Below are 26156 nucleotides of genomic sequence, written 5' to 3' on the forward strand. Positions count from 1 at the left end.
GGGCGACGGTGCCGGCAGGACGCCGGTGCCGTCGCGGGTCACGGATCAGTTGTTGTGCAGATCGATGATCGCGCCGGGCGCGCCATGGGCGGCCTTGGCCAGGTCGTTGCGGGCCTGCTCGATGCGGTTCAGGTAGGCCTCGTTGACGTCGCCGGTGACGTAGTTGCCGTCGAACACCGCGCTGTCGAACTGGCCGATCTTGATCTTGCCGCCGCCGACCGCTTCCTTCAGGTCGTCGAGATCCTGATAGACCAGCCAGTCGGCGCCGATCAGCTCGGCGACTTCCTCGGTGCTGCGGCCATGGGCGATCAGTTCGTGGGCGCTGGGCATGTCGATGCCGTAGACGTTGGGGTAGCGCACCGCCGGCGCCGCCGAACAGAAGTAGACGTTCTTCGCCCCGGCCTCGCGGGCCATCTGGATGATCTGCTTGCAGGTGGTGCCGCGGACGATGGAATCGTCCACCAGCATGACGTTCTTGCCGCGGAACTCCAGATCGATGGCGTTGAGCTTCTGGCGCACCGACTTCTTGCGCGCCGCCTGGCCGGGCATGATGAAGGTGCGGCCGATGTAGCGGTTCTTGACGAAGCCCTCGCGGAACTTGACGCCCAGCTTGTTGGCCAGTTCCAGCGCCGAGGTGCGGCTGGTGTCGGGGATCGGGATGATCACGTCGATGCCATGCTCGGGACGCTCGCGCTGGATCTTCTCGGCCAGCTTCTCGCCCATGCGCAGGCGCGCCTTGTACACCGACACGCCGTCCATGATCGAGTCCGGGCGGGCCAGGTAGACGTATTCGAAGATGCACGGCGAAAGCTGCGGGCTCTGCGCGCACTGACGGGTGTGCAGCTGGCCCTCGGGAGTGATGTAGATCGCCTCGCCCGGCGCCAGGTCGCGGATCACGGTGAAGCCGAGCACGTCGAGGGCCACGCTTTCCGAGGCGATCATGTACTCGACGCCCTCGTCGGTATGGCGCTGACCGAAGACGATCGGGCGGATGCCATGGGGATCGCGGAAGCCGACCACGCCATAGCCGGTGATCATCGCCACCACCGCATAACCGCCACGGCAGCGCTGGTGCACGCCGGCCACCGCGGCGAACACGTCGTCGGCGCTCGGCTGCAGCTTATTGCGCACCGCCAGCTCGTGGGCGAACACGTTGAGCAGCACTTCCGAATCGGAGTTGGTGTTGATGTGGCGCAGGTCGGATTCGTAGATCTCGCGCGACAGCTGGTCGACGTTGGTCAGGTTGCCGTTGTGCGCCAGGGTGATGCCGTAGGGCGAGTTGACGTAGAACGGCTGGGCCTCGGCGGAGCTGGAGCTGCCGGCGGTCGGGTAGCGCACATGGCCGATGCCGACGTTGCCGATCAGCCGCTGCATGTGCCGGGTGTGGAACACATCGCGCACCAGACCGTTGTCCTTGCGCAGGAACAGGCGGCCATCATGGCTGGTCACGATGCCGGCCGCGTCCTGGCCGCGGTGTTGAAGAACCGTAAGGGCGTCGTAGAGCGCCTGGTTGACGTTCGACTTACCCACAATACCAACAATGCCGCACATGTGACGCAACCCCTAGAAAGTCAGGCTAAAGCGGAAAAGCCGCACGACCGGGAAGGCCTGCGGCATTGGACGACGGATCGAAGAAACCGAGCAGCAGGTTCTTCGACCAGTCGGCAATCATCAGAAAATCGGGCAGCAGTACCGACTGCTGCCACCAGGGATCCTGCTGCACCGGCGCCAGGCTGAGCAGCCCGACCACGATCACCACCAGCAGGGCGCCACGCGCCACGCCGAAGACCATGCCCAGCAGGCGGTCGGTGCCGCTCAGGCCGGTGGCCTGCACCAGCAGGCCGAGCAGGTGGGTGAGCAGCGCGCCGACCATCAGGGTCAGCACGAAGAGGATCGCACAGGCGGCGATCACCCGCGCCGAGGGCAGCTCGATATAGGCGGCGAGGTGGCCGGCCAGGGCACCGCCGTACAGCCAGGCCACCGCACCGGCACAGCACCAGACCAGCAGCGACAGGGCTTCCTTGATGAATCCACGATTCAGGCTGATCAGACCGGAAATCCCGATCAGCGCGACGATGGACCAGTCGACCCAGTTGAATGACACGATGCTGCTCACCCGCGAGGCGGTAAAAAGTGCGCGGATTCTAGCAGAGCGACGGCTTTTCCGTCAGCGCGAATCGCGCCCGCTCAGCGCCGTTCGGGCTGGAAGCGCACCACGATGGGGCTCAGCCGCTGCTGGCGACCGATCTCCTGGGCCAGGCGCTGGGCCTCGCTCTTGTCGAGCAGCGGGCCGACGAACACCCGCTGCATGCCGTCCACCGAACGGATATAGGCGTTGTGCCCCTGCTGGCGCAAGCGCTGCTGCAACTCCTGGGCACGCGCGGCATTGGACAGGCTGACCAGCTGCACCGACCAGCTGAGCGGCAGGCCATCGCCGTCCAGGCGGCTGGCCGGCGCGGCGACCGGCTCGCTGCGGACCGGCGGAGCGACAGCCGGTGGCGCGGCGGGAACGGCAGCCGGCGGCGGCGGGGCAACCGGCTCGGGAGCCGCCACGGCTGCCGCCTCGACAGCCGGGGCCGAGGCCGGAGCTTCGGCCAGCGCGGGTTCGGGCACGTCCGGCTCGGGCGTTTCGATCTGCAGCGGCGCCGGCGCCGCCGGCATCGGCGGCGCCTCGACCCGCACCGCACGCGGCTGGTCGGCCCGGTTGAACAGCATCGGCAGGAACACCGCCGCCAGCGCCAGCAATACCAGCGCCCCGACCATCCGTTGTTTCAGTCTGCGATCCAGCAAGGCCATGCGCCCTCCCCTTCAATCGATTGCGCACGGCACGTGCCGCAGCGATGCATTCAGCTCCGCGACTGCAGCCAGGCCAGCGCCTCGGCGACGCTGTAGAACGAGCCGAACACCAGTATCTCGTCGTCCTCGCCGGCCTGCGCACACTGCGTTTCCAGCGCCTGCGCCAGCGACGGCCAAGCCGTGACCCGCGCGCCCAGCGCTGCCAGCGCCGTCTGCAGCTCGTCCGCCGTGCGGCTGCGCGGCGTCGGCAGCGGCGCCACCGCCCAGTCGGCGATCAGCCCGTGCAACGGCGCCAGCACGCCGTGCAGGTCCTTGTCGGCGAGCAGGCCGAACACCGCCAGACGCCGCCCGCGCGGCGCGCGGCGCGCCAGGCGGCCGGCCAGATAGACGGCGGCATGGGGGTTGTGGCCGACATCCAGCAGCAGGCTGAGACGCCGCCCCTGCCAGTCGATGCTGCGCCGCTCCAGGCGGCCGGCGATCCGCGTGTCCTGCAGGGCCTGGGCCAGTGCGGCCGCCCGCCACGGCAGGCCGAGCAAGGCATAGGCCTGCAGGGCCAGTGCGGCGTTGTCCTGCGGCAGGTCGAGCAGGGCCAGATCGTGCAGGGCAAGAGGCCGGCCGTCGGCGTCGCGCCCCCGCCAGGACCAGGCCTGCGCCTGCTCGTCGAGGTCGAAATCGGTGCCGCGCAGGTACAGCGTGCAGCCGATCTGCGCGGCCCGCGCCAGCAGGCTCGCCGGCGGCTGCGGGTCGCCGCACAGCGCCGGCCGGCCGGCGCGGAAGATCCCGGCCTTCTCCACCGCCACGCTGTCACGGCTGTCACCCAGCCACTCGACATGGTCAATGCCGATGCTGGTCACCACGGCCAGGTCGGCATCGACCAGGTTGACCGCATCCAGCCGCCCGCCGAGACCGACCTCCAGCACCACAGCATCCAGCGCAGCGCGCTCGAACAGCCAGAAGGCCGCCAGGGTGCCCATCTCGAAGTAGGTCAGCGAGATGTCGCCGCGCGCCGCCTCGACGGCGGCGAAGGCCTCGCACAGCTGCTCGTCGCTGGCCTCGCCGTCCGCCAGCAGCACGCGCTCGTTGTAGCGCAGCATGTGCGGCGAGCTGTACACCCCGACACGCAGGCCGGCGCTGCGCAGCAGGCTGGCCAGGAAGGCACAGGTCGAGCCCTTGCCGTTGGTACCGGTGACGGTGATCACCCGCGGCGCCAGACGGCCGAGGTTCAGGCGCTGTAGCACCTGGCGGGCGCGCTCCAGCCCCATGTCGATGGACACGGGATGGAGCTGCTCCAGGTAGCTCAGCCAGTCGGCGAGGCTGCGGGTCATGCGCTGAGCGGTTCGGCGGCCACGGCAACCGGGCTGGCCTGGTGGGTCAGCTGGGCCAGCAGGCGGGCAAGGCGCGGACGCAGCTCGGCACGCGCCACGATCATATCGATGGCGCCGTGCTCAAGGAGGAATTCGCTGCGCTGGAAGCCTTCGGGCAGCTTCTCGCGTACGGTCTGCTCGATCACCCGCGGGCCGGCGAAGCCGATCAGCGCGCGCGGCTCGGCCACGTTGACGTCGCCGAGCATCGCCAGGCTGGCGGAAACGCCGCCGTACACCGGGTCGGTCAGCACCGAGACGAAGGGAATGCCTTCCTCGCGCAGCCGGGCGATCACCGCCGAGGTCTTGGCCATCTGCATCAGCGAGATCAGCGCTTCCTGCATGCGCGCACCGCCCGAGGCGGAGAAGCAGATCAGCGGGCAGTTGCGCTCCAGGGCGACGTTGGCGGCGCGCACGAAGCGCTCGCCGACGATCGAACCCATCGAGCCGCCCATGAAGGAGAACTCGAAGGCGCAGGCGACCACCGGCAGGCCGAGCAGCTTGCCGCTCATGGCGACCAGCGCATCCTTCTCGCCGGTGTCCTTCTGCGCGGCAACCAGGCGGTCCTTGTACTTCTTGCTGTCGCGGAACTTCAGGCGGTCCACCGGCTCCAGCTCGGCGGCGATTTCCTCGCGGCCGTCGGCGTCGAGGAAGTAGTTGAGGCGGGTACGCGCGTTGATGCGCATGTGGTGGTCGCACTTGGGGCAGACGTCGAGGGTCTTTTCCAACTCGGGGCGATAGAGCACGGCATCGCAGGACGGACACTTGTGCCAGAGCCCCTCCGGAACCGTGCTTTTCTTCACCTCGGAACGCATGATCGAGGGGATCAGTTTGTCTACCAGCCAGTTGCTCATGCCGTGTTCTCCGTAGGCCCGGACCGGCGCGACCTGCGCCGCACCTCGAGCGGATTCATGGGGTGCCGCAATCCGGTGCGCTACGCCCGGCAACCCGTGCCGGCACGCTCACTCCACACCTCCTGCGACCTTGCTGAGCGCAGCCATCGCCGGCCACGCCCGAAAAATTCCCGGCCACCCGCCAGGGGCAGCTCCAGGCTAATGGACGGCAGCCCGACGGCGACCGTCACATGCCACACACTCAGGCGCCCCGCACCGCCGCGAGAAACGCCCGCACCTTGCCGGCATCCTTGATGCCCGGCGCCGCCTCGACACCGCCACTGACATCCACCGCCCAGGGTCGCACCTGGGCGATCGCCGCGCAGACGTTGCCGGCGTTCAGGCCACCGGCCAGAACGATCGGGCAACCCGGCTCGGCCGGCACCAGCGACCAGTCGAAGGACTCGCCGGTGCCGCCCGGCACGCCGGGGACGAAGGTGTCGAGCAGAATGCCGGCGGCGCTCGGGTACTCGGCGCAACGAGCCGCGACGTCCTCGCCGGGACGCACGCGCAGTGCCTTGAGGTAGGGGCGGTGATAACCCTCGCAGTCGGCAGCGCGCTCGTCGCCATGAAACTGCAGCAGGTCCAGCGGTACCGCATCGAGGATCTCGTTCAGTTCGCAGCGCGAGGCGTTGACGAACAGGCCGACGCTGGTGACGAACGGCGGCAGCGCCGCGACGATGGCGCGCGCGCGGCGCACGTCGACCGCCCGCGGACTGCGCGCGTAGAACACCAGGCCGATCGCATCGGCGCCGGCCTCGGCGGCCAGCAGGGCATCCTCGATGCGGGTGATCCCGCAGATCTTGCTGCGAACGACTGGCAACGGCCGACCCTCGTGCGGACAAAGCGCCGATGGTAGCAAAAGCGCTCCGCGATCAGCCAGACGCCCGCCCCCCTTCAATCGTCGAGGGCGGACAGGAAGTGCGGCCCCAGGTAACGCTCGGGCAGGCGGAAGGGTTCGGGGTATTCGACCCGGACCAGATACAGGCCGTAGGGGTGGGCGGTGACCCCGCCCTGGCGACGGTCGCGCGCCGCCAGCACCTCGCCGGCCCAGCCGGGCTCGCGCTCGCCGGCGCCGATGCTCATCAGCACGCCGGCGATGTTGCGCACCATATGGTGGAGGAAGGCATTGGCGCGGATATCCAGCACGATGAACCGCCCATGCTCGATGACCCGCAGGTGGTGCAGGGTCTTGATCGGCGACTTGGCCTGGCACTGCACGGCGCGGAACGAGGTGAAGTCGTGGGTGCCGACCAGCGCCCTGGCGGCGACGGCCATGCGCGCGGCATCCAGCGGCCGGTGGTTCCAGGTCACCTCCTCGGCCAGATGCGCCGGGCGCACCGGGTCGTTATAGATGACATAGCGATAGCGGCGTGCCATCGCGGAGAAACGCGCATGGAAATCGGCCGGCATCACCTTCGCCCAGGTCACGCTGATGTCCGCCGGCAGGTTGGCATTGGCGCCCATCACCCAGGCCTTGAGCGGTCGCTCCACCCGGGTATCGAAATGCACCACCTGGCCGCTGGCGTGCACCGCGGCGTCGGTACGTCCGGCGCACATCAGCGACACCGGCTCGGCGGCCACCCGCGACAGCGCCTGTTCGAGAAAGCCCTGCACGGTGGGCACGCCGGACTCCTGGCGCTGCCAGCCGCGATAGCGGGCTCCCTTGTATTCAACGCCGAGGGCGATTCTGGAAAAGCCGACGGCAGCCCTTTCGGCTGCCGTCGTGGAAGGGTATTGCTCTGGGATCATTCAGGTCATGCGTCCGATCAGTTCGCGGGCTTCCTGCTGCTGGGCGGCACTCCCTTCCCGGAGCACCTCGTCGAGAATGTCACGGGCGCCTTCGACGTCGCCCATGTCGAGGTAGACGCGCGCCAGCTCCAGCTTGGTCGCCGCCTCGTCGGCATCGGTGGGCAGATCGAGATCGCTCTCGCCCAGGGGCGCAGCCGACAGGTCGAACTGCAGGTCGTCAAGCGTGGCGCGGCCGCTCTGCGGCGCAGGCGCCATGGCGTCCGCCTGGGCGGCGTGGGCCATGAAGGCATCGAATGCCGCATCCAGCTCCGCATCGACGGCCTGCAGGTCGTCCAGCCCGTCACCGGCCAGCGTCTCCTGCACCGCGGACTCCTCTGCGAGAACGGGCAGTTCGATGTCGAGGCTCAGCGGCTCAGCCATCTCCGGAAGCTCCGGCTCGACCTGCTCGGGCAGCAGCGCCGCACCCGCGGCAGCCGGCACAGACTGTGGGTTGTCGTCGAGCATCAGCGCATCGAGATCCAGTTCGAAGTCGATCTCCTGCAGTGCCGCGGCATCGCCGTCCCGAGCAAGATCCGCGGCGTTGCCGCCCGGCGCCAGATCGCGCTCGAGATCGGCCTGCAGATCGTCCAGGGTCAGCTCGATGGCGGGTGGAGCGTCGTCCGAACTGGCCGGCGCCTCGCTCGCGGGCATTTCGAAGCTCAAGGCATCCAGCCCAAGCTCGCCCAGCTCGGCAGCGGCATCGGGCTCCGCCGCGGCCGCTGCGACGCCCGCTGCGGCCATGCCGGCTGCGGCGAACGCAGTCATCGACGGGTAGCGGCTCCGCAGCTGTTCGACCTGCGCCTGAGCGCCACCGGTCTCGCGCAGTTCGGCTTCCTCGCGGACGAAGCCGTCGCGATCGCCCATTTCGGCACAGACTTCCATGAGTTTCAGCCGCAGGTCGCTGCGCTGCGGCTGCTCGTCGAGCGCAGCGCGCAGCAGCTCCGCTGCCTGGGTAAAGCGACCGTAGGCGATGGCCTGCTCGGCCTCGGCCAGCACCCGATCCTCAGCGGCCCCGACAGCCGCGCCCGCCACCGCGGGAGCGGAGTCCAGCGCCGACAGCGCGCCGACACCGGCCAGCTCGGCCGGCTCGTCGTCAGCCTCCAGACTGGCGCCGCGCTGCGCGCGGCGGCGGGCGGCGATCAGCCCGAGCGCCAGCAGCAGGGCCAGAGCGCCGCCACCGGCAGCCAGCAGGTTCGGATTGGCCAGCAGTTCGTCGAGCAGTTGCGGAGCTTCTGCGGACGGCATGCTGGCGGCGTCCGGCGCGACGGCCTTGGCCGGCTCGGCGACGGCGGCAGCCTCGCCGGGAGCCGGCTCGCTCTCCGCGATCGTCGCGGCACCCGCTGCAGGCCCGGCGGCGTCGGCAGGCGACGTTGCCGCAGCGCCTTCGGCCGGCGGCGCGGCGGCGACCTCGGCCAGGGTGGTCAGCGCGCCGGCCGGCGGCTCGGACGCCTCGGCCTCGCCCTGGGTGCCCTGCAGGCGGGCCAGCTGCGCATTCTTCAGTTCGATCAGCCGCTGCAGCTTGTCCAGCTGGCTCTGCAGCTCGCCGAGACGCTCGTTGAGTTCCTGATTCTCGCGGCTCGCGGTCGCCAGTTGCTCCTCGGCCAGCGCCAGCTTGTCGGTCAGGCCGGCTCCGCCCTGCGCGGCGCCCTTGTCGCTGCCGCGGGTCGCCGTGCCGCTGTCGGCCGACAGCAGGCGCAACTTGTCGGTTGCCGGTGCGAGGGTCGCGGGCTCGGCCGGCTGGGCGCGGCCGGTGGCATCGAGCTGGCGGGCAACCGCGGCCGGCTGGCCACGCCCGTCGCGCCAGGCGACGTTCTGGCGTTCCACCTCGGCGAGCGCCTCGGCCTGGCTACGTCCGCGGATCTGCTGCTCGTCGGGCAGACGCAGCACCTGGCCGGCTTTCAGGCGGTTGATGTTGCCGCCGACGAAGGCCTGCGGGTTGAGCTCCTGCAGGGCCAGCATGGTCTGGTGTACCGACACCGCAGCGCTCGGCCGGACCCGGGCCGCGATCTTCCACAGGGTATCGTCGCGACCGGTGCGATAGCGGTCGCTGGCGGGCACGGATGCGGGCGCAGCCTCGGCGCGCAGCACCGGCGCCGGACGCGCGACCGGGGGTGCGGCCTGGGACTGGCGGGGCGGCACAGGCGCAGACAGCGGGGGGCGCGCGGCGGCAACGGGGACAGGAGTCGGTGCCGGCGCAGCGACCGGCGCAGCGCGCTGCACGGGTTGCGCCGCAGGCAGCGGGGCGGCCGCGGTGGCCACCGGCAGGCTGGGCAGCGCGGCCGCTGCGGCGGGAGCATACAGCGGCGGGTCGAGCAGCACGGTGTACTCGCGCAGCAGGCGACCATTGGGCCACAGCACCTCGACCAGGAAGTTCAGGTAGGGCTCGCGCACCGGCTTGTCGGAGGTGACGCGGATCACGCTGCGCCCGTTGGCCTGCACCACCGGGGTGAACTTGAGGCCGGTGAGGAAGTACGGACGGTCGATGCCGACCTTGCCGAACTCCTCCACCGAGGCCAGCGCCGAGCGCAGCTCGGCGACTTGCAGGCCGCGCACATCCAGCAGCTCGATTTCCGCCTCCAGCGGCTGATCCAGCGCGGACTTCAGCGCAATCTCGCCCAGACCCAGCGCGTGCGCCAGGCCGGAAGTCAACGCCGAGGCAGCGGCAACGGCCAGCACCAGTTTGCGAACCCGAAGCATAGATTTGGTCCTTTTCTCTTTCAGTCCCCGCCCTGCACGCCAAGGCGCCACAGGTGGCACGGCACCCGGCGGGGCGACTGCGATGCACAACCTGCGGGCTCGGCCGGCAAGATTTCGCGCCAGTATCTTTTACGGCCGGGGGTTAAGCAACAACTCCGCCAACTGCACGGCGTTGAGCGCCGCGCCTTTGCGCACGTTATCCGACACAATCCACAAATCGAGCTGGCAGGGATCGTGCAGGCCCCGGCGCAAGCGGCCGACATACACGCTCTCCTGCCCCACCGCATCGCCCACCGCGGTCGGCCAGTCGCCGGCCTCGATGCGCTCCACCCCCGGCGCCGTATCCAGGCAGCGTTCCACCGCCTCCAGATCGACCGGCGCGGCGCACTGCAGGCTGACCGCTAGGCTGTCGCCGAAGAACACCGGTGCCTGAACGCAGGTCGCCGCCACCGGCAGCTCGGGCAGTGCCAGCACCTCGCGCAACTCGCCGGCCAGGCGGCGCTCGTCGACCCCGTGACCGTCTTCCTCGGCGCCGCTCGCCGCCAGCAGGTTGAAGGCGATCTGCCGACCGAACATTCCGGGCTCCAGCGGGCGGGCATTGAGCAGCTGGGCGGTCTGCCGGGCCAGCTCCTCGATGCCCTCGCGCCCGTGGGCGGAGACCGCCAGGCAGGCGGTGAGCGTCACCCGCCGCAGCGCCAGCAGCCCGGCCAGCGGCGCCAGCACCTCGGCCAGCGCCACCACCGCCGGCAGCGGCGCACGCACCTGTCGGCCGACCAGCGCCTGCGGATTGGCCTGCGCAGCCACGCAAGGCGTGCTGCCGGGTGCGCCGCTCAGGTCGACCAGGGCGCACCCGGCCGCCTCGATGCGCGCGCGCTGCGCAGGGGCCAGGGGTTCGAGGACGAACACCAGCGCCACGTCGGTCAGGTCGAACGCATCCAGCGCCCGCACCCGCAGGTTACGCTCGCGGAAGCTCGCCACCTGACCGATGGCCTCGTCGCAGGCCAGGGCAGTCAGTTTGCCCACCGGAAACTCGCGCTCGTCGAGCAGTTCGAGCAGGGCCTCGCCAACCAGCGAGGTGGCGCCGATCACGGCGATGTCGAAGGTGCGGTTCATCGGGAAACTCCGGTATCAGGGAAGGAGGCAACAGCGGAAACGACAGAACCCGCCGTGGCGGGTTCTGGATTCGACGCGGACGGAACTGGCGATCAGCGTTCCAGCAGGATGCGCAACATGCGCCGCAGCGGCTCGGCCGCGCCCCACAGCAGCTGGTCGCCGACGGTGAAAGCGCCGAGGTATTGCGAACCCATGTTGAGCTTGCGCAGACGACCGACCGGCACGCTGAGGGTGCCGGTGACGGCGGTCGGGCTCAGCTCGCGCATGCTGGCTTCGCGCTGGTTGGGCACCAGCTTGACCCAGGGGTTGTGCTGGCTGATCAGGCCCTCGATGTCGGCCATCGGCACGTCCTTGTTCAGCTTGATGGTCAGCGCCTGGCTGTGGCAGCGCATCGCGCCGACCCGCACGCAGATGCCGTCCACCGGGATCGGGCTCTTGTTGCGACCGAGGATCTTGTTGGTCTCGGCCTGGGCCTTCCACTCTTCGCGGCTCTGCCCGTTGGGCAGTTCCTTGTCGATGTAGGGGATCAGGCTGCCGGCCAGCGGCACGCCGAAGTTGTCCACCGGGAAGTCGCTGCCGCGCTGCAGCTCGGCGACCTTGCGGTCGATGTCGAGGATGGCGCTGGCCGGGTTGGCCAGATCGTCGGCAACGCCGGCGTGGATCGCGCCCATCTGCTTGATCAGCTCGCGCATGTTCTGCGCACCGGCACCGCTTGCTGCCTGGTAGGTCATGGCGCTCATCCACTCGACCAGACCGGCCTCATAGAGACCGCCCAGGGCCATCAGCATCAGGCTGACGGTGCAGTTGCCGCCGATGAAGTTCTTGCCGCCGTTGTCCAGCGACTGGTCGATGACCTTGCGATTGACCGGATCGAGGACGATCACCGAATCATCGGCCATGCGCAGGCTGGAGGCGGCGTCGATCCAGTAGCCCTGCCAGCCGGCTTCGCGCAGCTTGGGGAACACTTCGCTGGTGTAGTCGCCACCCTGGCAGGTGAGGATCACGTCGAGGGTCTTCAACTCGTCGATGCTGTAGGCATCCTTGAGCGGGGCAATGTCCTTGCCGATCGCCGGGCCCTGACCACCCACGTTGGAGGTGGTGAAGAACACCGGTTCGATCAGGTCGAAATCGCGCTCTTCCAGCATTCGCTGCATGAGCACGGAACCCACCATACCGCGCCAACCGACAAGACCAACACGCTTCATCGCAACTACACCTTTCTCGAAAAAGTGGGGCCGCCCGCGACGGGACGGCGCCCGGACAGCTTACAGATTACGCAGCGCGGCGACTACCGCATCGCCCATCTCGCGGGTACCGACCTTCTGGCAGCCTTCCGACCAGATATCGCCGGTGCGCAAGCCCTGGTCCAGCACGACGCTGACCGCCTGCTCGATGGCGTTGGCCGCCTCGACCTGAGCGAAGCTGTAGCGCAGCATCATCGACACCGAGAGGATGGTCGCCAGCGGGTTGGCGATGCCCTTGCCGGCGATATCCGGCGCCGAACCGTGGCACGGCTCGTACATGCCCTTGTTGTTGGCGTCCAGCGAAGCCGACGGCAGCATGCCGATCGAGCCGGTGAGCATCGAGGCTTCGTCGGAGAGGATGTCGCCGAACATGTTGTCGGTGACCATCACGTCGAACTGCTTGGGCGCGCGCACCAGCTGCATGGCGGCGTTGTCGACGTACATGTGCGACAGCTCGACTTCCGGGTAGTCCTTGGCGACTTCCTCGACCACCGCGCGCCACAGCTGGCTGGAGGCCAGCACGTTGGCCTTGTCCACCGAGCACAGCTTCTTGCCGCGCACCATGGCCATGTCGAAACCGACCTTGGCGATGCGGCGGATCTCGCTCTCGCTGTAGGGCAGGGTGTCGTAGGCCATGCGCTCGCCGTTCTCCAGCACCTTGCTCTCGCGCGGCTGGCCGAAGTAGATGCCGCCGGTCAGCTCGCGAACGATGAGGATGTCCAAGCCGGCGACGATTTCCGGCTTGAGGCTGGAGGCCGCGGCCAGCTGCGGGTAGAGCAGCGCCGGGCGCAGGTTGCCGAACAGGCCCAGCTGCGAGCGGATCTTCAGCAGGCCGCGCTCGGGGCGGATCGCCGGGTCGATGGTGTCCCACTTCGGACCGCCGACGGCGCCGAGCAGGATGGCGTCGGCGGCGCGGGCGCGCTCCAGGGTCTCGTCGGCCAGCGGCACGCCGTACTTGTCGACGGCGGCGCCGCCCAGTTCGTCGTAGCTCAGCTCGAAGCCCAGCTGGTACTTGTCGTTGGCGACTTCCAGCACCTTGACCGCTTCGGCGACGATTTCCGGACCGATACCGTCGCCCGGGAGAACCAGAATCTGCTTGCTCATTGCATCCCTCTATCTTCTGTAGGGTGGATAACGGCCAGCGGCCTTATCCACCGGAACTCTGTGGTGGAAAACGCTGCGCGGTTTTCCACCCTGCGCATGTTCTCGCTTACTTGATCGCGCCGAACAGCCAGGGGCTGCTCTGCTGGTGCTTGGCCTCGAAGGCGCGGATCGCGTCGGCGTCCTGCAGGGTCAGGCCGATGTCGTCCAGGCCGTTGAGCAGGCAGTGCTTGCGGAACGGATCGATCTCGAAGGACAGCACCTTGCCGTCCGGACGGGTCACGGTCTGCGCGGCCAGGTCGACGGTCAGCTGGTAGCCCTCGCTCGCCTCGCACTGCTGGAACAGCTCGTCGACTTCGGCCTCCGCCAGGATGATCGGCAGCAGGCCGTTCTTGAAGCTGTTGTTGAAGAAGATGTCGGCGTAGCTCGGCGCGATGATGGTGCGGAAGCCGTATTCCTCGAGCGCCCACGGGGCGTGCTCGCGGCTTGATCCGCAGCCGAAGTTCTCGCGGGCCAGCAACACGCTGGCGCCCTGGTAGCGCGGGAAATTCAGCACGAAGTCCTGGTTGACCGGACGCTGCGAGCAGTCCTGGTTCGGCTGGCCGACGTCCAGGTAGCGCCACTCGTCGAACAGGTTGGGGCCGAAGCCGGTGCGCTTGATGGATTTCAGGAACTGCTTGGGAATGATCTGGTCGGTGTCGACGTTGGCGCGATCCAGCGGGCAGACCAGGCCGGTGTGTTGGGTAAAGGCTTTCATTCAGGCAATCCTCAGTTCAGCAGCTCGCGCACATCGACGAAGTGACCGGTCACCGCGGCGGCGGCGGCCATGGCCGGGCTGACCAGGTGGGTACGGCCACCGGCGCCCTGACGGCCCTCGAAGTTGCGGTTGGAGGTGGAAGCGCAGTGCTCGCCGCTCTCCAGGCGGTCCGGGTTCATCGCCAGGCACATGGAGCAGCCCGGCTCGCGCCACTCGAAACCCGCCTCGATGAAGATCTTGTCCAGCCCCTCGGCCTCGGCCTGCGCCTTGACCAGGCCGGAGCCCGGCACCACCAGCGCCTGCTTGACGGTGGCGGCGACCTTGCGACCCTTGGCCACCTCGGCGGCGGCACGCAGGTCCTCGATGCGCGAGTTGGTGCAGGAACCGATGAACACGCGGTCCAGCTTGATGGTGGTAATCGGCTGGTCGGCGGTCAGGCCCATGTACTTGAGCGCGCGAACGATGGAGTCGCGCTTGACCGGATCGGCCTCGTTGGCAGGGTTCGGCACGGTCGCATCGACCGGCAGCACCATCTCCGGCGAGGTGCCCCAGCTGACCTGCGGCTTGATCTCTTCGGCCTTCAGCTCGACCACGGTGTCGAAGTGGGCGTCGGCGTCGGACACCAGGCCCTGCCACTGCGCCACGGCGGCATCCCAGTCGGCGCCCTTGGGCGCGAAGGTGCGGCCTTCGACGTAGGCGATGGTCTTCTCGTCGACGGCGACCAGACCGACGCGCGCGCCGGCCTCGATGGCCATGTTGCAGATGGTCATGCGGCCTTCCATCGACAGGTCGCGGATCGCGCTGCCGGCGAACTCCAGGGCATGGCCGTTGCCGCCGGCGGTGCCGATCTTGCCGATGATCGCCAGCACGATGTCCTTGGCGGTGACGCCGGCGGGCAGTTGGCCCTCCACGTTCACCCGCATGTTCTTCATCTTCTTCGCCACCAGGCACTGGGTCGCCAGCACATGCTCGACCTCGGAGGTGCCGATGCCGTGGGCCAGCGCGCCGAAGGCGCCGTGGGTGGAGGTGTGCGAGTCGCCGCAGACCACGGTCATGCCCGGCAGGGTGGCGCCCTGCTCCGGGCCGACCACGTGGACGATGCCCTGGCGCACGTCGTTCATCTTGAATTCGAGGATGCCGAAGTCGTCGCAGTTCTCGTCGAGGGTCTGCACCTGCAGGCGCGACACCTCGTCGTGGATCGACTCCAGGCCGCCCTGGCGCTCGGCCTTGGTGGTCGGCACGTTGTGGTCCGGGGTGGCGATGTTGGCGTCGACGCGCCACGGCTTGCGCCCGGCCAGGCGCAGGCCCTCGAAGGCCTGCGGCGAGGTCACTTCGTGGAGGATCTGGCGGTCGATGTAGATCAGCGCCGAACCATCGTCGCGCTGCTTGACCAGGTGCATGTCCCAGAGCTTGTCGTAAAGCGTCTTGCCGGCCACGGGGAATTCCTCATCGGTGGTTACGTAGGTGGAGGTCGGTGCGGCTTGCGCCTGCCCGCCCTCCTATGCCCACAGGGCTTGTGCGGTCGATCCTAGGGGCTTGCCACCGATGAAGCAAATTCATATTTTTCATGCTTTGGATAACCATACGGAATCCGAACATGGATCTGGCCAGCCTCGACACCTTCATCGCCATCGCCGAAACCGGCAGCTTCTCGGCCGCCGGCGAGCGCCTGCACCTGACCCAGCCGGCGATCAGCAAGCGCATCGCCGCCCTGGAGCAACAGCTCGACGCCCGGCTGTTCGACCGCATCGGCCGCGAGGTCAGCCTGACCGAGGCCGGCCGCGCCCTGCTGCCGCGCGCCCGCCAGGTCCGCAGCGTGCTGGACGACACCCGCCGCGCGCTGAGCAACCTGAGCGGCGCCATCGGCGGCCGGCTGACCCTGGCCACCAGCCACCATATCGGCCTGCATCGGCTCCCTCCCCTGCTGCGCGCCTTCACCCGCGCCCACCCGCAGGTGGCGCTGGACATCCGCTTTCTCGACTCGGAGGTGGCCTATGAAGAAGTGCTGCACGGGCGCACCGAGCTGGCGGTGATCACCCTCGCCCCGCATACCGCCGCGCCGGTGCGCGCGGTGCCGGTGTGGGATGATCCGCTGGACTTCGTCGCCGCCCCCGAGCACCCGCTGGCCCACGGCGGGCCGGTGAGCCTGGCCGAGGTGGCGCGCCATGCGGCTGTGTTCCCCGGCGAGAACACCTTCACCCACCATATCGTCCAGGGCCTGTTCGAGCAGGCCGGGCTCAGGCCCAACGTCAGCATGAGCACCAACTACCTGGAGACCATCAAGATGCTGGTGTCGATCGGCATCGCCTGGAGCGTGCTGCCGCGCACCATGCTCGACGAGCAGGTGAAGCGCTTGCCGCTGGAAGGCATCCAGCTGAGCCGCCAGCTCGGCTACATCGTGCACACCGAGCGCACCCTGTCCAACGCGGCGCGGGCGTTCATGGCACTGCTGGATGCAGCGGGCGCAGAGGAGCAGGTTGCGTAGGGTGGGTTAGCCGCACAGCGGCGTAACCCACCATCGCGACCGCAAGGTCGCGCATTGCGAAAGCACCGAGCCTGCGGTCCGGTCGGTGGGTTACGGCCTGCGGGCCTGACCCACCCTATGCGGGAATGGCTTCCGGCCGCGCCAGTTCCTCGGCGCGCAGGCCGAACAGCGCATCCAGCCGCGCGCAATCGTTGTCACGGCGAATGCTGTCGAACAAGGCCTGCGCCTCGGGATAGCTGCGCGTCAGCATCGCCAGCCACTGCTTGAGCCGCCCCGGCGCGTAGCGCGGCGCCAGCTTCTGCCGCGCCTTGCGCCAGAACAGCTGCAGCAGCGGCTGCAGCTCGTCCCAGCCCAGCGGGGCCGGTTCGCGTCCGGCTTCGGCGGCGGCGATCTGCCGGGCCAGATCGGGACGCGACACCAGCCCGCGCCCCAGCATGATGTTGTCCGCCCCGCTGACCTCACGGCAGCGCCGCCAGTCGTCGACCGTCCAGATCTCGCCGTTGGCATAGACCGGGATGTCGACCACCTCCTGCACCCGCGCCACCCACTCCCAGTGCGCCGGCGGCTTGTAGCCGTCGAGCTTGGTGCGCGCGTGCACCACCAGCATGGCGGCACCGCCTTCGGCCAGGGCGCGGGCGCAGTCCAGCGCACCGTCCGGACTGTCGTAGCCCAGGCGCATCTTCGCGGTGACCGGTACCTCGGCCGGCAGGCCGCGACGCACTGCGCGGACGATGGCATGCAGCAGCTCCGGTTCCTTGAGCAGCACCGCGCCGCCGCGCGACTTGTTCACCGTCTTGGCCGGGCAGCCGAAGTTGAGGTCGACCACCGGCGCGCCAAGCTCGGCGGCAAAGGCGGCGTTGTCGGCCAGACAGGCCGGATCGGAGCCGAGCAACTGCAGGCGCATCGGCGTGCCGCTGGCAGTACGCCAGCCGTGGTCTAGCTCGGGCGCCAGCTTGCGGAAGCTGGCCAGCGGCAGCAGGCGGTCGCAGACACGGACGAACTCGCTGACGCACCAGTCGACGCCGCCGACCTCGGTCAGCAGCTCGCGGAGGATTTCATCGACCAGCCCCTCCATGGGCGCCAGGGCAATCTGCACGGGAAGACTCTCGGAGAAAAAACGGGGGCGGATTCTAACAAGCCGGCCTGGCCGCAGGGTGCGCCACACACCATCACGGCCGCAGGAAGCTCCGCCGGTGCGCAGGGCGCAGCCTGTCAGGCCTTCACCAGCGCCCGGCCGTAACGCTCGACGAACTCCGCCGGCAGGCGCCGCGGCCTGCCGCTGGACAGTTCGGCGCAGACGAAGCGGGTCCGTGCGCGCAGCAGGGTGACGTCGTCGGCCGGGCGGCGCAGCTGGAACTCCCGACTGAGGCTCAGCCGGCCATCGCACTCGACGATCCAGGTACCCAGTTCGAGGCGCTCGCCCTCGCGGGCGGCGGCCAGATAGTCGATCTCGTGGCGCACCACCAGCATGCCGCGATCCAGGCGCAGGAACTCGTCGAGCCCCAGCCCCAGCGCGCGCGAGTGCGCCCAGGCGCACTGCTCCAGCCAGCCGACGTAGACCACGTTGTTGACGTGGGCGAACTCGTCGAGATGTTCGGCGCCGACCTCGATGTCCAGCACGAAGGGCGCCGGGCGTCGCCAGCTCATGCCGCGCCGGCTTCCAGGCTGGCGGCCAGTGCGCAGGCTTCGGCCGCGCGCTGGGCGATCTGGTCCCAGGCGCGGGCGCGCACCAGGCTGCTCGGCGCGATCCAGGTACCGCCGACGCAGGCGACGTTGGGCAGGCGCAGGAAGGTCAGCAGGTTGTCGGCGGTGATGCCGCCGGTCGGGCAGAAGCGGATGCCGCTGAACGGCTCCTTGAAGCTTTTCAGCATCTTCACGCTGGCCTCGCCGTTGGCCGGGAACAGCTTCAGCGAGCGGTAACCCTTCTCGATGGCGAACAGCACCTCGGAGGGGGTCATCACTCCCGGCAGCCAGGGCATCCCGACCGCGTCCGCCGCATCGGCCAGCCGCTCGGTGCAACCGGGACTGACCGCGAACTGCGCGCCGGCTTCCTGCGCCTCGCGGAACTGGCCGGCATGGATCACCGTGCCGGCGCCGACCAGCAGCTCCGGCAGCGCCTGACGGATCGCCGCCAGCGCCTCCAGCGCGCGCGGAGTGCGCAGGGTCACTTCCAGCACTTCGATGCCGCCGGCATACAGCGCACGGGCCAGATCGACCGCGAGGCCGGCATCCTCGATCACCAGCACCGGCAGGACCGGGCGGGCGCGCTTGAGCACATCATCCATCGTCAGCACCATCTTCACTCCTCCCAGTCCAGGATCGAACCACCAGTGTCTGCCGGCCCGGCCAGCCGACGTTGCAGATTGAACAGCTCCAGGCCATAACCGACGGCCTGCGCCTGACCCAGCCCGGCAGGCGCGCGCGTGCCCCACTCGCCTTCCTCTACCTCGACGGCCAGCACGCCGCGCGCGGCATCCAGCTCGACAACATCGCCGTCGCGCAGCCGGGCCAGCGGCCCGCCGGCGGCGGCCTCGGGAGTCAGGTGCAGCGCCGCCGGCACCTGGCCGGAAGCGCCGGACAGCCGGCCGTCGGTGACCAGCGCGACCTGCTGCCCGGCCGCCTGCAGGTTGGCCAAGAGCGGCATCAGCTTGTGCAGTTCGGGCATGCCGTTGGCCCGCGGGCCCTGGAAGCGCACCACCAGCACCAGATCGCCCTGCAATTCTCCAGCCTGGTAGGCCCGCTGCACCGCTGCCTCGCTGTCGAACACCCGCGCCGGCGCGCGCACCCGCCAGTGCGCCGGATCGACCGCCGAGGTCTTCAGCTGGGCGCGGCCGAGGTTGCCGGAGAGCAGCACCAGGCCGCCTTCGGGGGCGAAGGGCTCGACCAGCGGGCGGACGATGTCCGGCGCCGAACTCTGCGCCGGCAGCTCGCGCCAGGCCAGTCGGCCGGCGTCCAGCCAGGGCTCGCGGGCGTAGTCGGCCAGACTCTCGCCGACCACGGTCGCCACATCGCCGTGCAACAAGCCGCCGCCGAGCAACTCGCGGATGATCCACGCCGGGCCGCCGGCAGCCTGGAACTGGTTCACGTCGGCCTTGCCGTTGGGATAGACGCGGGCGAGCAGCGGCACCACCTTGGACAGCGCGGCGAAATCTTCCCAAAGCAGCTCGAAGCCGGCGGCGCGGGCGATGGCCGGCAGGTGCAGGCCGTGGTTGGTCGAGCCGCCGCTGGCCAGCAGCGCGGCCACGGCGTTGACCAGCACCCGCGCATCGACCTGGCGGCCTAGCGGCAGCCAGCGTTCGCCCTGGCGACTGTTGCGCGCCACCAGGCGCGCCGCCTCGGCGGTGAGGTGCGGGCGCAACGTTGACTCCGGCGGCGCAAAGGCGCTGCCCGGCACGTGCAGGCCCATGGCCTCCATCAGCAGCTGGTTGGTGTTGGCGGTGCCGTAGAAAGTGCAGGTGCCCGCTGCGTGGTAGGCGCCCAGCTCGGCCTCGAGCAGCTCCTCGCGGCTCGCCTCGCCGCGCGCGTAGCGCTGGCGTACCGCGGCCTTCTCGCTGTTGGACAGTCCCGAGGGCATCGGCCCCGCCGGCACGAACACCGCCGGCAGGTGGCCGAAGCGCAGCGCGCCGATCAACAGGCCCGGGACAATCTTGTCGCACACGCCCAGGTACAGGCCGCCGTCGAAGATGCCGTGGGTCAGGCCGATGGCGGCGGCCTGGGCGATCAGGTCGCGGGAGAACAGCGACAGCTGCATGCCCGCCTCGCCCTGGGTGATGCCGTCGCACATCGCCGGCACCCCGGCGGCGAACTGCGCGGTGGCGCCGACCCGGGCCAGGGCAGCTTTGAGCTGTTCGGGATAGCCCAGCAGCGGCTGGTGGGCGGAGAGTAGGTCGTTGTAGCTGGAGACGATGGCGATGTGCGGCGAGCCGCCCTGGCGCATGATCAGCTGCGCGTCGCGGGGCTGCGCGGCCAGCGCGTGGGCCAGGTTGGAGCAGCCGATGTGCCGGCGCGGCTCGCGGGCGGCGGCTTCGTCCAGGCGCGCCAGATAGCGCGCGCGGCGTTCGGCCGAGCGCGCGGCGATGCGCGCGGTGACGGCCTCGACGACGGGATGGAGCATGGGGATTCCTCGGCAGCCTGTAGCGGGCCGGTCGGCGCGCCCCAGGCAATCGCTGTTGAGGTCGCCAGTCTATCAGGCCGTCCGGGGTAGGCGCAGTCGCTCAGGGCGCCCAGTGGATCTGCAGGCGCCGACCGGCCTGGCGCAACAGCGCGCCTATCGGCAGCTCGCGGGCGTCCCCGGCATCGGCCAGGGCGTCTTCCAGCAGGCGCCGCTTGGCGGCGCCGAACACCAGCAGCCCCAGCCACTCGCCACGCAGCAGCAGCGACAGGTTGGCACTCAGACGCTGGCGCGGCTCGTCCGCAGCCAGCCCGCACAGTGCGCCCGGCGCGGCTGCCGGGTCCAGCGCGGCAGCCAGCCCCGGCATGCCGGGAAACAGCGAAGCGAAATGGCCATCCTCGCCCATCCCCAGCAATACCGCATCCAGCGGCTGCCACTCGGCCAGTTGCGCACCCCACGCCTGCGCTGCGGCGGCCGGCTGCGGCGCCTGACGCGGATCGAGCAGCCGGGCCTGGGGCAGGGCTTCGCGCAGCAGGCGCAGGTTGCTCTGCGGAGCCTCGACCGGCACCCAGCGCTCGTCGCTCGGCGAAATGTCGACCCGCGTCCAGTCCAGCGGTGCCCGCGCCAGCTCGCCCAGCAAGGCCTGCGGACTCTGGCCGCCGGCCAGCAACAGGTGCGCGCGGCTGCGCGCACTCAAGGCCGCACGCAGCCGCTCGGCCAGCTCCTGCGCCAGAGCCCGGGCGCAGCTCGGGCGGTCGGCATGGCAATGCAGGCGGGGAAGATCGATCGGGGACATGGTCGCAGGCTCCACAGACGCGTCGGTGCGCCATGATGCGCGATCCGCCGGTGCCTGCAAGCGCGCCGCTCAGCCCTCGCCGCGCTCGCGGAAGAATTCGACATAGGCCTTGTCCACCTTGAGAATGTGGTGGGTCAGCCAGTCGGCCAGCAGCGAAAGGGTTTCCTGACCACTGGCAGCGCCCGACTCGTGACGCTCCAGCAGGCCCATGATCTGCGCGGTGAAGCGGTCGTGCTGGGCCTTGTGGGCCTCGCCCTGGGGATAGCCGAGACGCTGGAACAGCTCCTCCTCGACGATGAAGTGGTTCATGGTGTAGTCCATCAGCCCCTCCAGCAGCTCGCCGACCTGGGAGAGGTCGGGATTTTCAACGGACAGCGCGTCGTACAGGCAGTTGGTTCTCTCGACCAGCCAGCGATGCTGCTGGTCGATCAGCTCGATACCCACTTCCAGTTCGCTGCTCCATGGCATGAACGTCATGTTTGCATCCTTCCCGGCTCGCAATTGTGAGAATGGCGACCATCGGGAAAGCCACGCTTCACGCATGCGCTCGGCAGCACTCGCCGCCCCACCCGGACGCCCGACAGCCGCCCCAGCTTAGACCACACAAATTACACGGGAAATACCGCTAAAGCCGGGATCACGCTGCACCGCGAAAAAGTACGCAAAACGAAAAAGGCCCCAGCGTTTCCGCTGGGGCCTTTTCGTGACTGCTTGCGCAGCAATATGGCGTCCCCTAGGGGACTCGAACCCCTGTTACCGCCGTGAAAGGGCGGTGTCCTAGGCCACTAGACGAAGGGGACGTAACCTTCGTACGAACCGCCTTGAATCGGCAGGTCGCTGGAAATTGGTGGAGCTAGACGGGATCGAACCGTCGACCTCTTGCATGCCATGCAAGCGCTCTCCCAGCTGAGCTATAGCCCCGATACTGCTGAGCTGCACCGCCGAGGCAGTGCGCTGGAAAATGGCGTCCCCTAGGGGACTCGAACCCCTGTTACCGCCGTGAAAGGGCGGTGTCCTAGGCCACTAGACGAAGGGGACGTGTCCTTCGTACGAACCGCCTTGAATCGGCAGGTCGCTGGAAATTGGTGGAGCTAGACGGGATCGAACCGTCGACCTCTTGCATGCCATGCAAGCGCTCTCCCAGCTGAGCTATAGCCCCGATACTGCTGAGCTGCACCGCCGAGGCAGTGCGCTGGAAAATGGCGTCCCCTAGGGGACTCGAACCCCTGTTACCGCCGTGAAAGGGCGGTGTCCTAGGCCACTAGACGAAGGGGACGTGTCCTTCGTACGAACCGCCTTGAATCGGCAGGTCGCTGGAAATTGGTGGAGCTAGACGGGATCGAACCGTCGACCTCTTGCATGCCATGCAAGCGCTCTCCCAGCTGAGCTATAGCCCCACTTTCGTGGTTGCTTCACGCCGAGCAAGGCTCGCTGTGAAGCGGGGCGAATGTTAAAGACCCTCGGCGAGAGCGTCAACACCTTCGCGGTTTTTTTCCGATTTTTTTTCGCAGGCAGAACAACCACTTAATGCCAGGGGGCGAGCGCTGCCCGCCCCCTGGCCGGATCAGTTGATCGCTGCCAGCAGCTTTTCCCACTCTTTGGTTTCCTTCTTCGACACGCCGCCGAGCAGTTCGACGGCCTGGCGCAGGCGGAAACGGGACAGATCGGGGCCGAGGATTTCCATCGCGTCGAGCACCGACACCGAGCTGGCCTGACCGCTGATGGCCGGGAAGATCAGCGGCATCAGGTCACGCAGCTTGAGACCGAGATGCTCGGCGACCTTCTGGATGATCGCGGTGATGTTGTCCTTGTTCCACTGGCGCAGCGCCTCCAGCTTCCACAGGACCAGCTGCAGCACCTGGCGCACCTGTTCGGGCGACAGTTTCTTGTGCTCGAACAGCTTGGCGTCGGGACTGACCCCGCCCATGAAGAAGAAGCCGGCCAGCGGCGCCAGCTGGCTGAAGGTCTCCACGCGGTTCTGCACATGCGGGGCGATTCGCATCAGGTACTCGGGATTGAGCGCCCATTTCTGGATTTCGGCGGCGAACTGCTCGACCGGCAGCTCGCGCAACCACTGACCGTTCAGCCAGGACAGCTTCTCGATGTCGAAGATCGGCCCGCCCAGGGAGACGCGGCTGACGTCGAAGTGCTCGATCATCTCGGCCAGGGAGAACTTCTCGCGCTCGTCCGGCATCGACCAGCCCATGCGGCCCAGATAGTTGAGCATCGCCTCGGGGAGGAAGCCCATGCGCTGGTAGAAGGTCACCGACGTGGGGTTCTTGCGCTTGGACAGCTTGGACTTGTCCGGATTGCGCAGCAGCGGCATGTACACCAGCCTGGGCTGCTCCCAGCCGAAGTACTCGTAGAGCTTGATCAGTTTGGGCGCCGACGGCAGCCACTCCTCGCCGCGCAGCACATGGGTGATGCCCATCAGGTGATCGTCGACCACGTTGGCGAGGAAGTAGGTGGGCAGACCGTCGGTCTTCATCAGCACCTGCATGTCCATGCGATCCCACGGGATCTCCACGTCGCCGCGCAGCAGGTCGGGCACCACGCAGACGCCCTCGCTCGGCACCTTCATGCGGATCACATGCGCCTCGCCGGCGGCGATACGCTGCTGCGCCTCCTGCGGGTCGATATGCATGCAATGGCCGTCGTAGCGCGGGGTTTCCTTGTTGGCCATCTGCTCGGCACGCACGGCATCCAGACGCTCGGCACTGCAGAAGCAGGGGAAGGCATGGCCCTTGGCGACCAGTTCGTTCGCATACTGCTTGTAGATGTGGCCGCGCTCGCTCTGCCGGTACGGGCCGTGCGGGCCGCCGACGTCCGGACCCTCGTCCCACTCGATGCCCAGCCAGCGCAGAGCGTCGTAGATCTGCTGCTCGGACTCGCGGGTCGAGCGCAACTGATCGGTGTCCTCGATGCGCAGGATGAACTGGCCGCCGTGCTGACGGGCGAAGCACAGGTTGAACAGGGCGATGTAGGCGGTGCCAACGTGCGGATCGCCGGTGGGCGACGGCGCGATGCGGGTACGGACGGTGGTCATGGAAGTCTCGAATGAGCGGTTGAGCAAAGGCGAAATGGTAGCAGCCACGGCGCCCGCCGCTCCAGCCATCCCCCGGAAACGGCGAAGCCCGGCAAACACCGGGCTTCGCCCATCGCAACGATGGCCTCAGAACGGCTTGATCGCCACCTTGAGCACACCGTCGCGCTGATGACTGAACAGGTCGTAGGCATCGACGATCTTGTCCAGGGTGTACTCATGAGTGACCAGCGCGCCCAGGTCGACCCGCCCGGAGGCCACCACATTGAGCAGGCGGCGCATGCGCTCCTTGCCGCCCGGGCACAGCGAGGTGACGATCCTGTTGTCGCCGAGTCCGGCATGGAAGGCACCCAGCGGGATGGTCAGGTCGCCGGAGTAGACGCCGAGACTGGACAGGGTGCCGCCCGGCTTGAGCACACGCAGGGCATGCTCGAAGGTCGACTGCAACCCCAGCGCCTCGATGGAAGCGTCGACGCCGCGCCCGCCGGTCAGCTTGAGTATCTCGTCGACCACGTCGACCTTGCGGAAGTTGAGGGTGACGTCGGCGCCCAGCCTGCGGGCAATCGCCAGACGCTCATCGACCCCGTCCACCGCGATGATCAGGCTCGCCCCGCGCAGCCTGGCCCCGGCGGTGGCGCACAGGCCGATCGGCCCCTGGGCGAACACCGCGACGATGTCGCCGATCTTGATGTTGGCCGCCTCGGCGCCGGCAAAGCCGGTGGACATGATGTCCGGGCACATCAGCACCTGCTCGTCGGTCAGACCGTCCGGCACCGGCGCCAGGTTGGCCTGGGCGTCGGGCACCAGCACATATTCGGCCTGGGTGCCGTCGATGGTATTGCCGAAGCGCCAGCCGCCCATCGGCTTGTAACCGTGGCAGGCGCAGCCGCCGTCCTGGGCCGGATGGCCGTCCTGGCAGGCATAGGAGGTGAAGCTCGGGCAGATCGCCCCGGCGATCACCCGCTGCCCTTCCTGGTAACCCTGCACATTGCTGCCGAGCTTCTCGATGATGCCCACGGGCTCGTGACCGATGGTCAGCCCCGGCGCCACCGGATACTCGCCCTTGAGGATGTGCACGTCGGTACCGCAGATCGTGGTGGTGGTGATGCGCACCAGGGCATCGTTGGGGCCCACCGGCGGGATCGGCTTGTCGGCCAGCTCGATCCGTCCCGGCTCGACGAAGACGGCGGCTTTCATCATGGTCATCGCGCTGCTCCTTCTGTGTTCACGGAATGAGGAATGCTGCAAGCACTGTAGACCAGGAGAGGCCATGGACTGCCGCGCCAGCAGAGCGCGACAGGCGCGCATCTTTCCCCGACCTGAAAAAATTTCGTTTTTTTTCAGCTAACCCCTTGTGCGCTAAAAGTTTTTCGGTAGAATACGCCCCATCAACACGGAGCGTAGCGCAGCTTGGTAGCGCGTCTCGTTCGGGACGAGAAGGTCGCTGGTTCGAATCCAGTCGCTCCGACCAAACTCCCGAAAAACCCGCCTAACGGCGGGTTTTTTATTGCCCGCGATTTGTCCACCACCGGACAGACCCGCGATAGCGCTCCTGCGCCATCGCGGGCACGGCATTTATTCCGTCAGCGCCGCCAGACCGAGAAACGCCGCCGCCTGCGCTGTATCGAACGGCCAGCCCAGTTCGGCCTCGCTGTCCAGCCGCAGCAGCACCGGGATGCGCACGCCGTAACGCTCGACCCACTCGGCGCGCTCGACGATGTCCACCACCTCGACCTGCAGGCCGGCCGCGACCAGCGGCATGAGCTGCGCTTCGGCCAGCTCGCAGAGGTGACATCCCAGGGTTCCGAACAACTGGCAGGCAGGCAGCATGGCGACACTCATCGGCAGGAAAAACGCCGGCCAGTCTAGCATGCCGCCGCAACCGGCCAGACCGCGTACCGCCCGCACTCGCCGCCTCCCCCGCCACGCTCATCGATACGCCGCACGCCCGACCTCGGGCCGGTTGCC

General features: G+C 68.6%; 23 protein-coding genes and 7 tRNA genes. 2 read left to right on the top strand and 28 right to left on the bottom strand.

Annotation, left to right across the window (positions count from 1 at the left end):
- Positions 1 to 45 precede the first annotated feature (45 nt).
- The 13 genes from purF to leuC form a co-directional block, all read right to left on the bottom strand.
- Complete coding sequence (purF, locus tag BLU22_RS00780) at positions 46 to 1551, bottom strand: amidophosphoribosyltransferase (protein ID WP_090211398.1); 1506 nt, start codon at positions 1549 to 1551, stop codon at positions 46 to 48.
- 25 nt (positions 1552 to 1576) lie between these two features.
- A complete protein-coding gene (locus BLU22_RS00785; RefSeq protein ID WP_090216145.1) occupies positions 1577 to 2104 on the bottom strand; it encodes a CvpA family protein in 528 nt (175 codons plus the stop codon).
- 83 nt (positions 2105 to 2187) lie between these two features.
- Positions 2188 to 2796 (bottom strand): SPOR domain-containing protein, encoded by a 609-nt coding sequence (locus tag BLU22_RS00790; RefSeq protein ID WP_090211400.1) that lies wholly within the window; start codon positions 2794 to 2796, stop codon positions 2188 to 2190.
- A 50-nt stretch (positions 2797 to 2846) separates the two neighbouring features.
- Entirely contained in the window at positions 2847 to 4121 is a 1275-nt protein-coding gene (gene folC / locus BLU22_RS00795; RefSeq protein ID WP_090211401.1) for a bifunctional tetrahydrofolate synthase/dihydrofolate synthase, read from the bottom strand.
- On the bottom strand, positions 4118 to 5011 hold the full coding sequence (gene accD / locus BLU22_RS00800; protein ID WP_090211402.1) for an acetyl-CoA carboxylase, carboxyltransferase subunit beta: 894 nt from the start codon (positions 5009 to 5011) through the stop codon (positions 4118 to 4120). Before accD ends, folC begins: the two co-directional genes overlap by 4 nt.
- 241 nt (positions 5012 to 5252) lie before the next feature.
- Positions 5253 to 5873 (bottom strand): phosphoribosylanthranilate isomerase, encoded by a 621-nt coding sequence (locus tag BLU22_RS00805; RefSeq protein ID WP_090211403.1) that lies wholly within the window; start codon positions 5871 to 5873, stop codon positions 5253 to 5255.
- A gap of 74 nt (positions 5874 to 5947) precedes the next feature.
- Positions 5948 to 6802 (bottom strand): tRNA pseudouridine(38-40) synthase TruA, encoded by an 855-nt coding sequence (truA, locus tag BLU22_RS00810; protein WP_090211404.1) that lies wholly within the window; start codon positions 6800 to 6802, stop codon positions 5948 to 5950.
- Positions 6803 to 9538 (bottom strand): FimV/HubP family polar landmark protein, encoded by a 2736-nt coding sequence (locus BLU22_RS00815; protein WP_090211406.1) that lies wholly within the window; start codon positions 9536 to 9538, stop codon positions 6803 to 6805. It lies immediately after the preceding gene.
- 129 nt (positions 9539 to 9667) lie between these two features.
- Positions 9668 to 10651 carry an aspartate-semialdehyde dehydrogenase gene (locus BLU22_RS00820; RefSeq protein ID WP_090211407.1) on the bottom strand — a complete coding sequence of 328 codons (984 nt, stop codon included), beginning with the start codon at positions 10649 to 10651 and terminating at the stop codon, positions 9668 to 9670.
- Positions 10652 to 10743: 92 nt separating this feature from the next.
- Complete coding sequence (asd, locus tag BLU22_RS00825; RefSeq protein ID WP_090211409.1) at positions 10744 to 11856, bottom strand: aspartate-semialdehyde dehydrogenase; 1113 nt, start codon at positions 11854 to 11856, stop codon at positions 10744 to 10746.
- A 60-nt stretch (positions 11857 to 11916) separates the two neighbouring features.
- Positions 11917 to 12999, bottom strand: a complete 1083-nt coding sequence (leuB, locus tag BLU22_RS00830; protein ID WP_090211411.1) for a 3-isopropylmalate dehydrogenase — start codon at positions 12997 to 12999, stop codon at positions 11917 to 11919.
- A gap of 106 nt (positions 13000 to 13105) precedes the next feature.
- On the bottom strand, positions 13106 to 13753 hold the full coding sequence (leuD, locus tag BLU22_RS00835) for a 3-isopropylmalate dehydratase small subunit (protein WP_090211412.1): 648 nt from the start codon (positions 13751 to 13753) through the stop codon (positions 13106 to 13108).
- A gap of 11 nt (positions 13754 to 13764) precedes the next feature.
- Positions 13765 to 15189 (bottom strand): 3-isopropylmalate dehydratase large subunit, encoded by a 1425-nt coding sequence (gene leuC, locus BLU22_RS00840; protein ID WP_090211414.1) that lies wholly within the window; start codon positions 15187 to 15189, stop codon positions 13765 to 13767.
- A gap of 161 nt (positions 15190 to 15350) precedes the next feature.
- Between leuC and BLU22_RS00845 the strand changes: the two genes are divergently transcribed.
- On the top strand, positions 15351 to 16238 hold the full coding sequence (locus tag BLU22_RS00845) for a LysR family transcriptional regulator (protein WP_090211415.1): 888 nt from the start codon (positions 15351 to 15353) through the stop codon (positions 16236 to 16238).
- 115 nt (positions 16239 to 16353) lie between these two features.
- Here BLU22_RS00845 and BLU22_RS00850 read toward each other — a convergent pair whose 3' ends face one another.
- The 14 genes from BLU22_RS00850 to BLU22_RS00915 form a co-directional block, all read right to left on the bottom strand.
- Positions 16354 to 17334: a tRNA dihydrouridine synthase gene (locus BLU22_RS00850; protein ID WP_090211417.1), complete on the bottom strand. Its 981-nt coding sequence runs from the start codon at positions 17332 to 17334 to the stop codon at positions 16354 to 16356.
- 116 nt (positions 17335 to 17450) lie between these two features.
- Positions 17451 to 17885 carry an acyl-CoA thioesterase gene (locus BLU22_RS00855; protein WP_090211419.1) on the bottom strand — a complete coding sequence of 145 codons (435 nt, stop codon included), beginning with the start codon at positions 17883 to 17885 and terminating at the stop codon, positions 17451 to 17453.
- The gene (eda, locus tag BLU22_RS00860; protein ID WP_090211421.1) at positions 17882 to 18535 is read right to left on the bottom strand and encodes a bifunctional 4-hydroxy-2-oxoglutarate aldolase/2-dehydro-3-deoxy-phosphogluconate aldolase; all 654 of its coding nucleotides are present in this window, start codon (positions 18533 to 18535) and stop codon (positions 17882 to 17884) included. The genes BLU22_RS00855 and eda overlap by 4 nt, the downstream gene beginning before the upstream one ends.
- Positions 18536 to 18537: 2 nt before the next feature.
- Positions 18538 to 20352 carry a phosphogluconate dehydratase gene (edd, locus tag BLU22_RS00865; RefSeq protein ID WP_090211422.1) on the bottom strand — a complete coding sequence of 605 codons (1815 nt, stop codon included), beginning with the start codon at positions 20350 to 20352 and terminating at the stop codon, positions 18538 to 18540.
- A 100-nt stretch (positions 20353 to 20452) separates the two neighbouring features.
- Positions 20453 to 21145 (bottom strand): 6-phosphogluconolactonase, encoded by a 693-nt coding sequence (pgl, locus tag BLU22_RS00870; protein ID WP_090211423.1) that lies wholly within the window; start codon positions 21143 to 21145, stop codon positions 20453 to 20455.
- 69 nt (positions 21146 to 21214) lie between these two features.
- Positions 21215 to 21622 carry a bacteriohemerythrin gene (locus BLU22_RS00875; RefSeq protein WP_090211425.1) on the bottom strand — a complete coding sequence of 136 codons (408 nt, stop codon included), beginning with the start codon at positions 21620 to 21622 and terminating at the stop codon, positions 21215 to 21217.
- Positions 21623 to 21869: 247 nt separating this feature from the next.
- A tRNA-Glu gene (locus BLU22_RS00880) sits at positions 21870 to 21945 on the bottom strand.
- A gap of 45 nt (positions 21946 to 21990) precedes the next feature.
- Positions 21991 to 22066: transfer RNA gene (locus BLU22_RS00885), tRNA-Ala, on the bottom strand.
- Positions 22067 to 22107: 41 nt separating this feature from the next.
- Positions 22108 to 22183 (bottom strand) — tRNA-Glu (locus BLU22_RS00890).
- A 45-nt stretch (positions 22184 to 22228) separates the two neighbouring features.
- Positions 22229 to 22304: transfer RNA gene (locus BLU22_RS00895), tRNA-Ala, on the bottom strand.
- Between the two features lie 41 nt (positions 22305 to 22345).
- A tRNA-Glu gene (locus tag BLU22_RS00900) sits at positions 22346 to 22421 on the bottom strand.
- 45 nt (positions 22422 to 22466) lie between these two features.
- Positions 22467 to 22542, bottom strand: a tRNA-Ala gene (locus BLU22_RS00905).
- Positions 22543 to 22709: 167 nt separating this feature from the next.
- Positions 22710 to 24191 carry a glutamate--tRNA ligase gene (gene gltX, locus BLU22_RS00910; protein WP_090211426.1) on the bottom strand — a complete coding sequence of 494 codons (1482 nt, stop codon included), beginning with the start codon at positions 24189 to 24191 and terminating at the stop codon, positions 22710 to 22712.
- Positions 24192 to 24317: 126 nt separating this feature from the next.
- Complete coding sequence (locus BLU22_RS00915; protein WP_090211428.1) at positions 24318 to 25394, bottom strand: NAD(P)-dependent alcohol dehydrogenase; 1077 nt, start codon at positions 25392 to 25394, stop codon at positions 24318 to 24320.
- Between the two features lie 188 nt (positions 25395 to 25582).
- On the opposite strand from BLU22_RS00915, the gene BLU22_RS00920 reads away from it, so the two are divergent.
- Positions 25583 to 25659: transfer RNA gene (locus tag BLU22_RS00920), tRNA-Pro, on the top strand.
- Positions 25660 to 25763: 104 nt separating this feature from the next.
- Here BLU22_RS00920 and BLU22_RS00925 read toward each other — a convergent pair.
- The gene (locus BLU22_RS00925) at positions 25764 to 26018 is read right to left on the bottom strand and encodes a glutaredoxin family protein (RefSeq protein WP_090211430.1); all 255 of its coding nucleotides are present in this window, start codon (positions 26016 to 26018) and stop codon (positions 25764 to 25766) included.
- Between the last annotated feature and the right edge of the window lie 138 nt (positions 26019 to 26156).

This window comes from Pseudomonas guangdongensis, from assembly GCF_900105885.1.
GTDB classification, from domain to species: Bacteria; Pseudomonadota; Gammaproteobacteria; order Pseudomonadales; family Pseudomonadaceae; genus Geopseudomonas; species Geopseudomonas guangdongensis.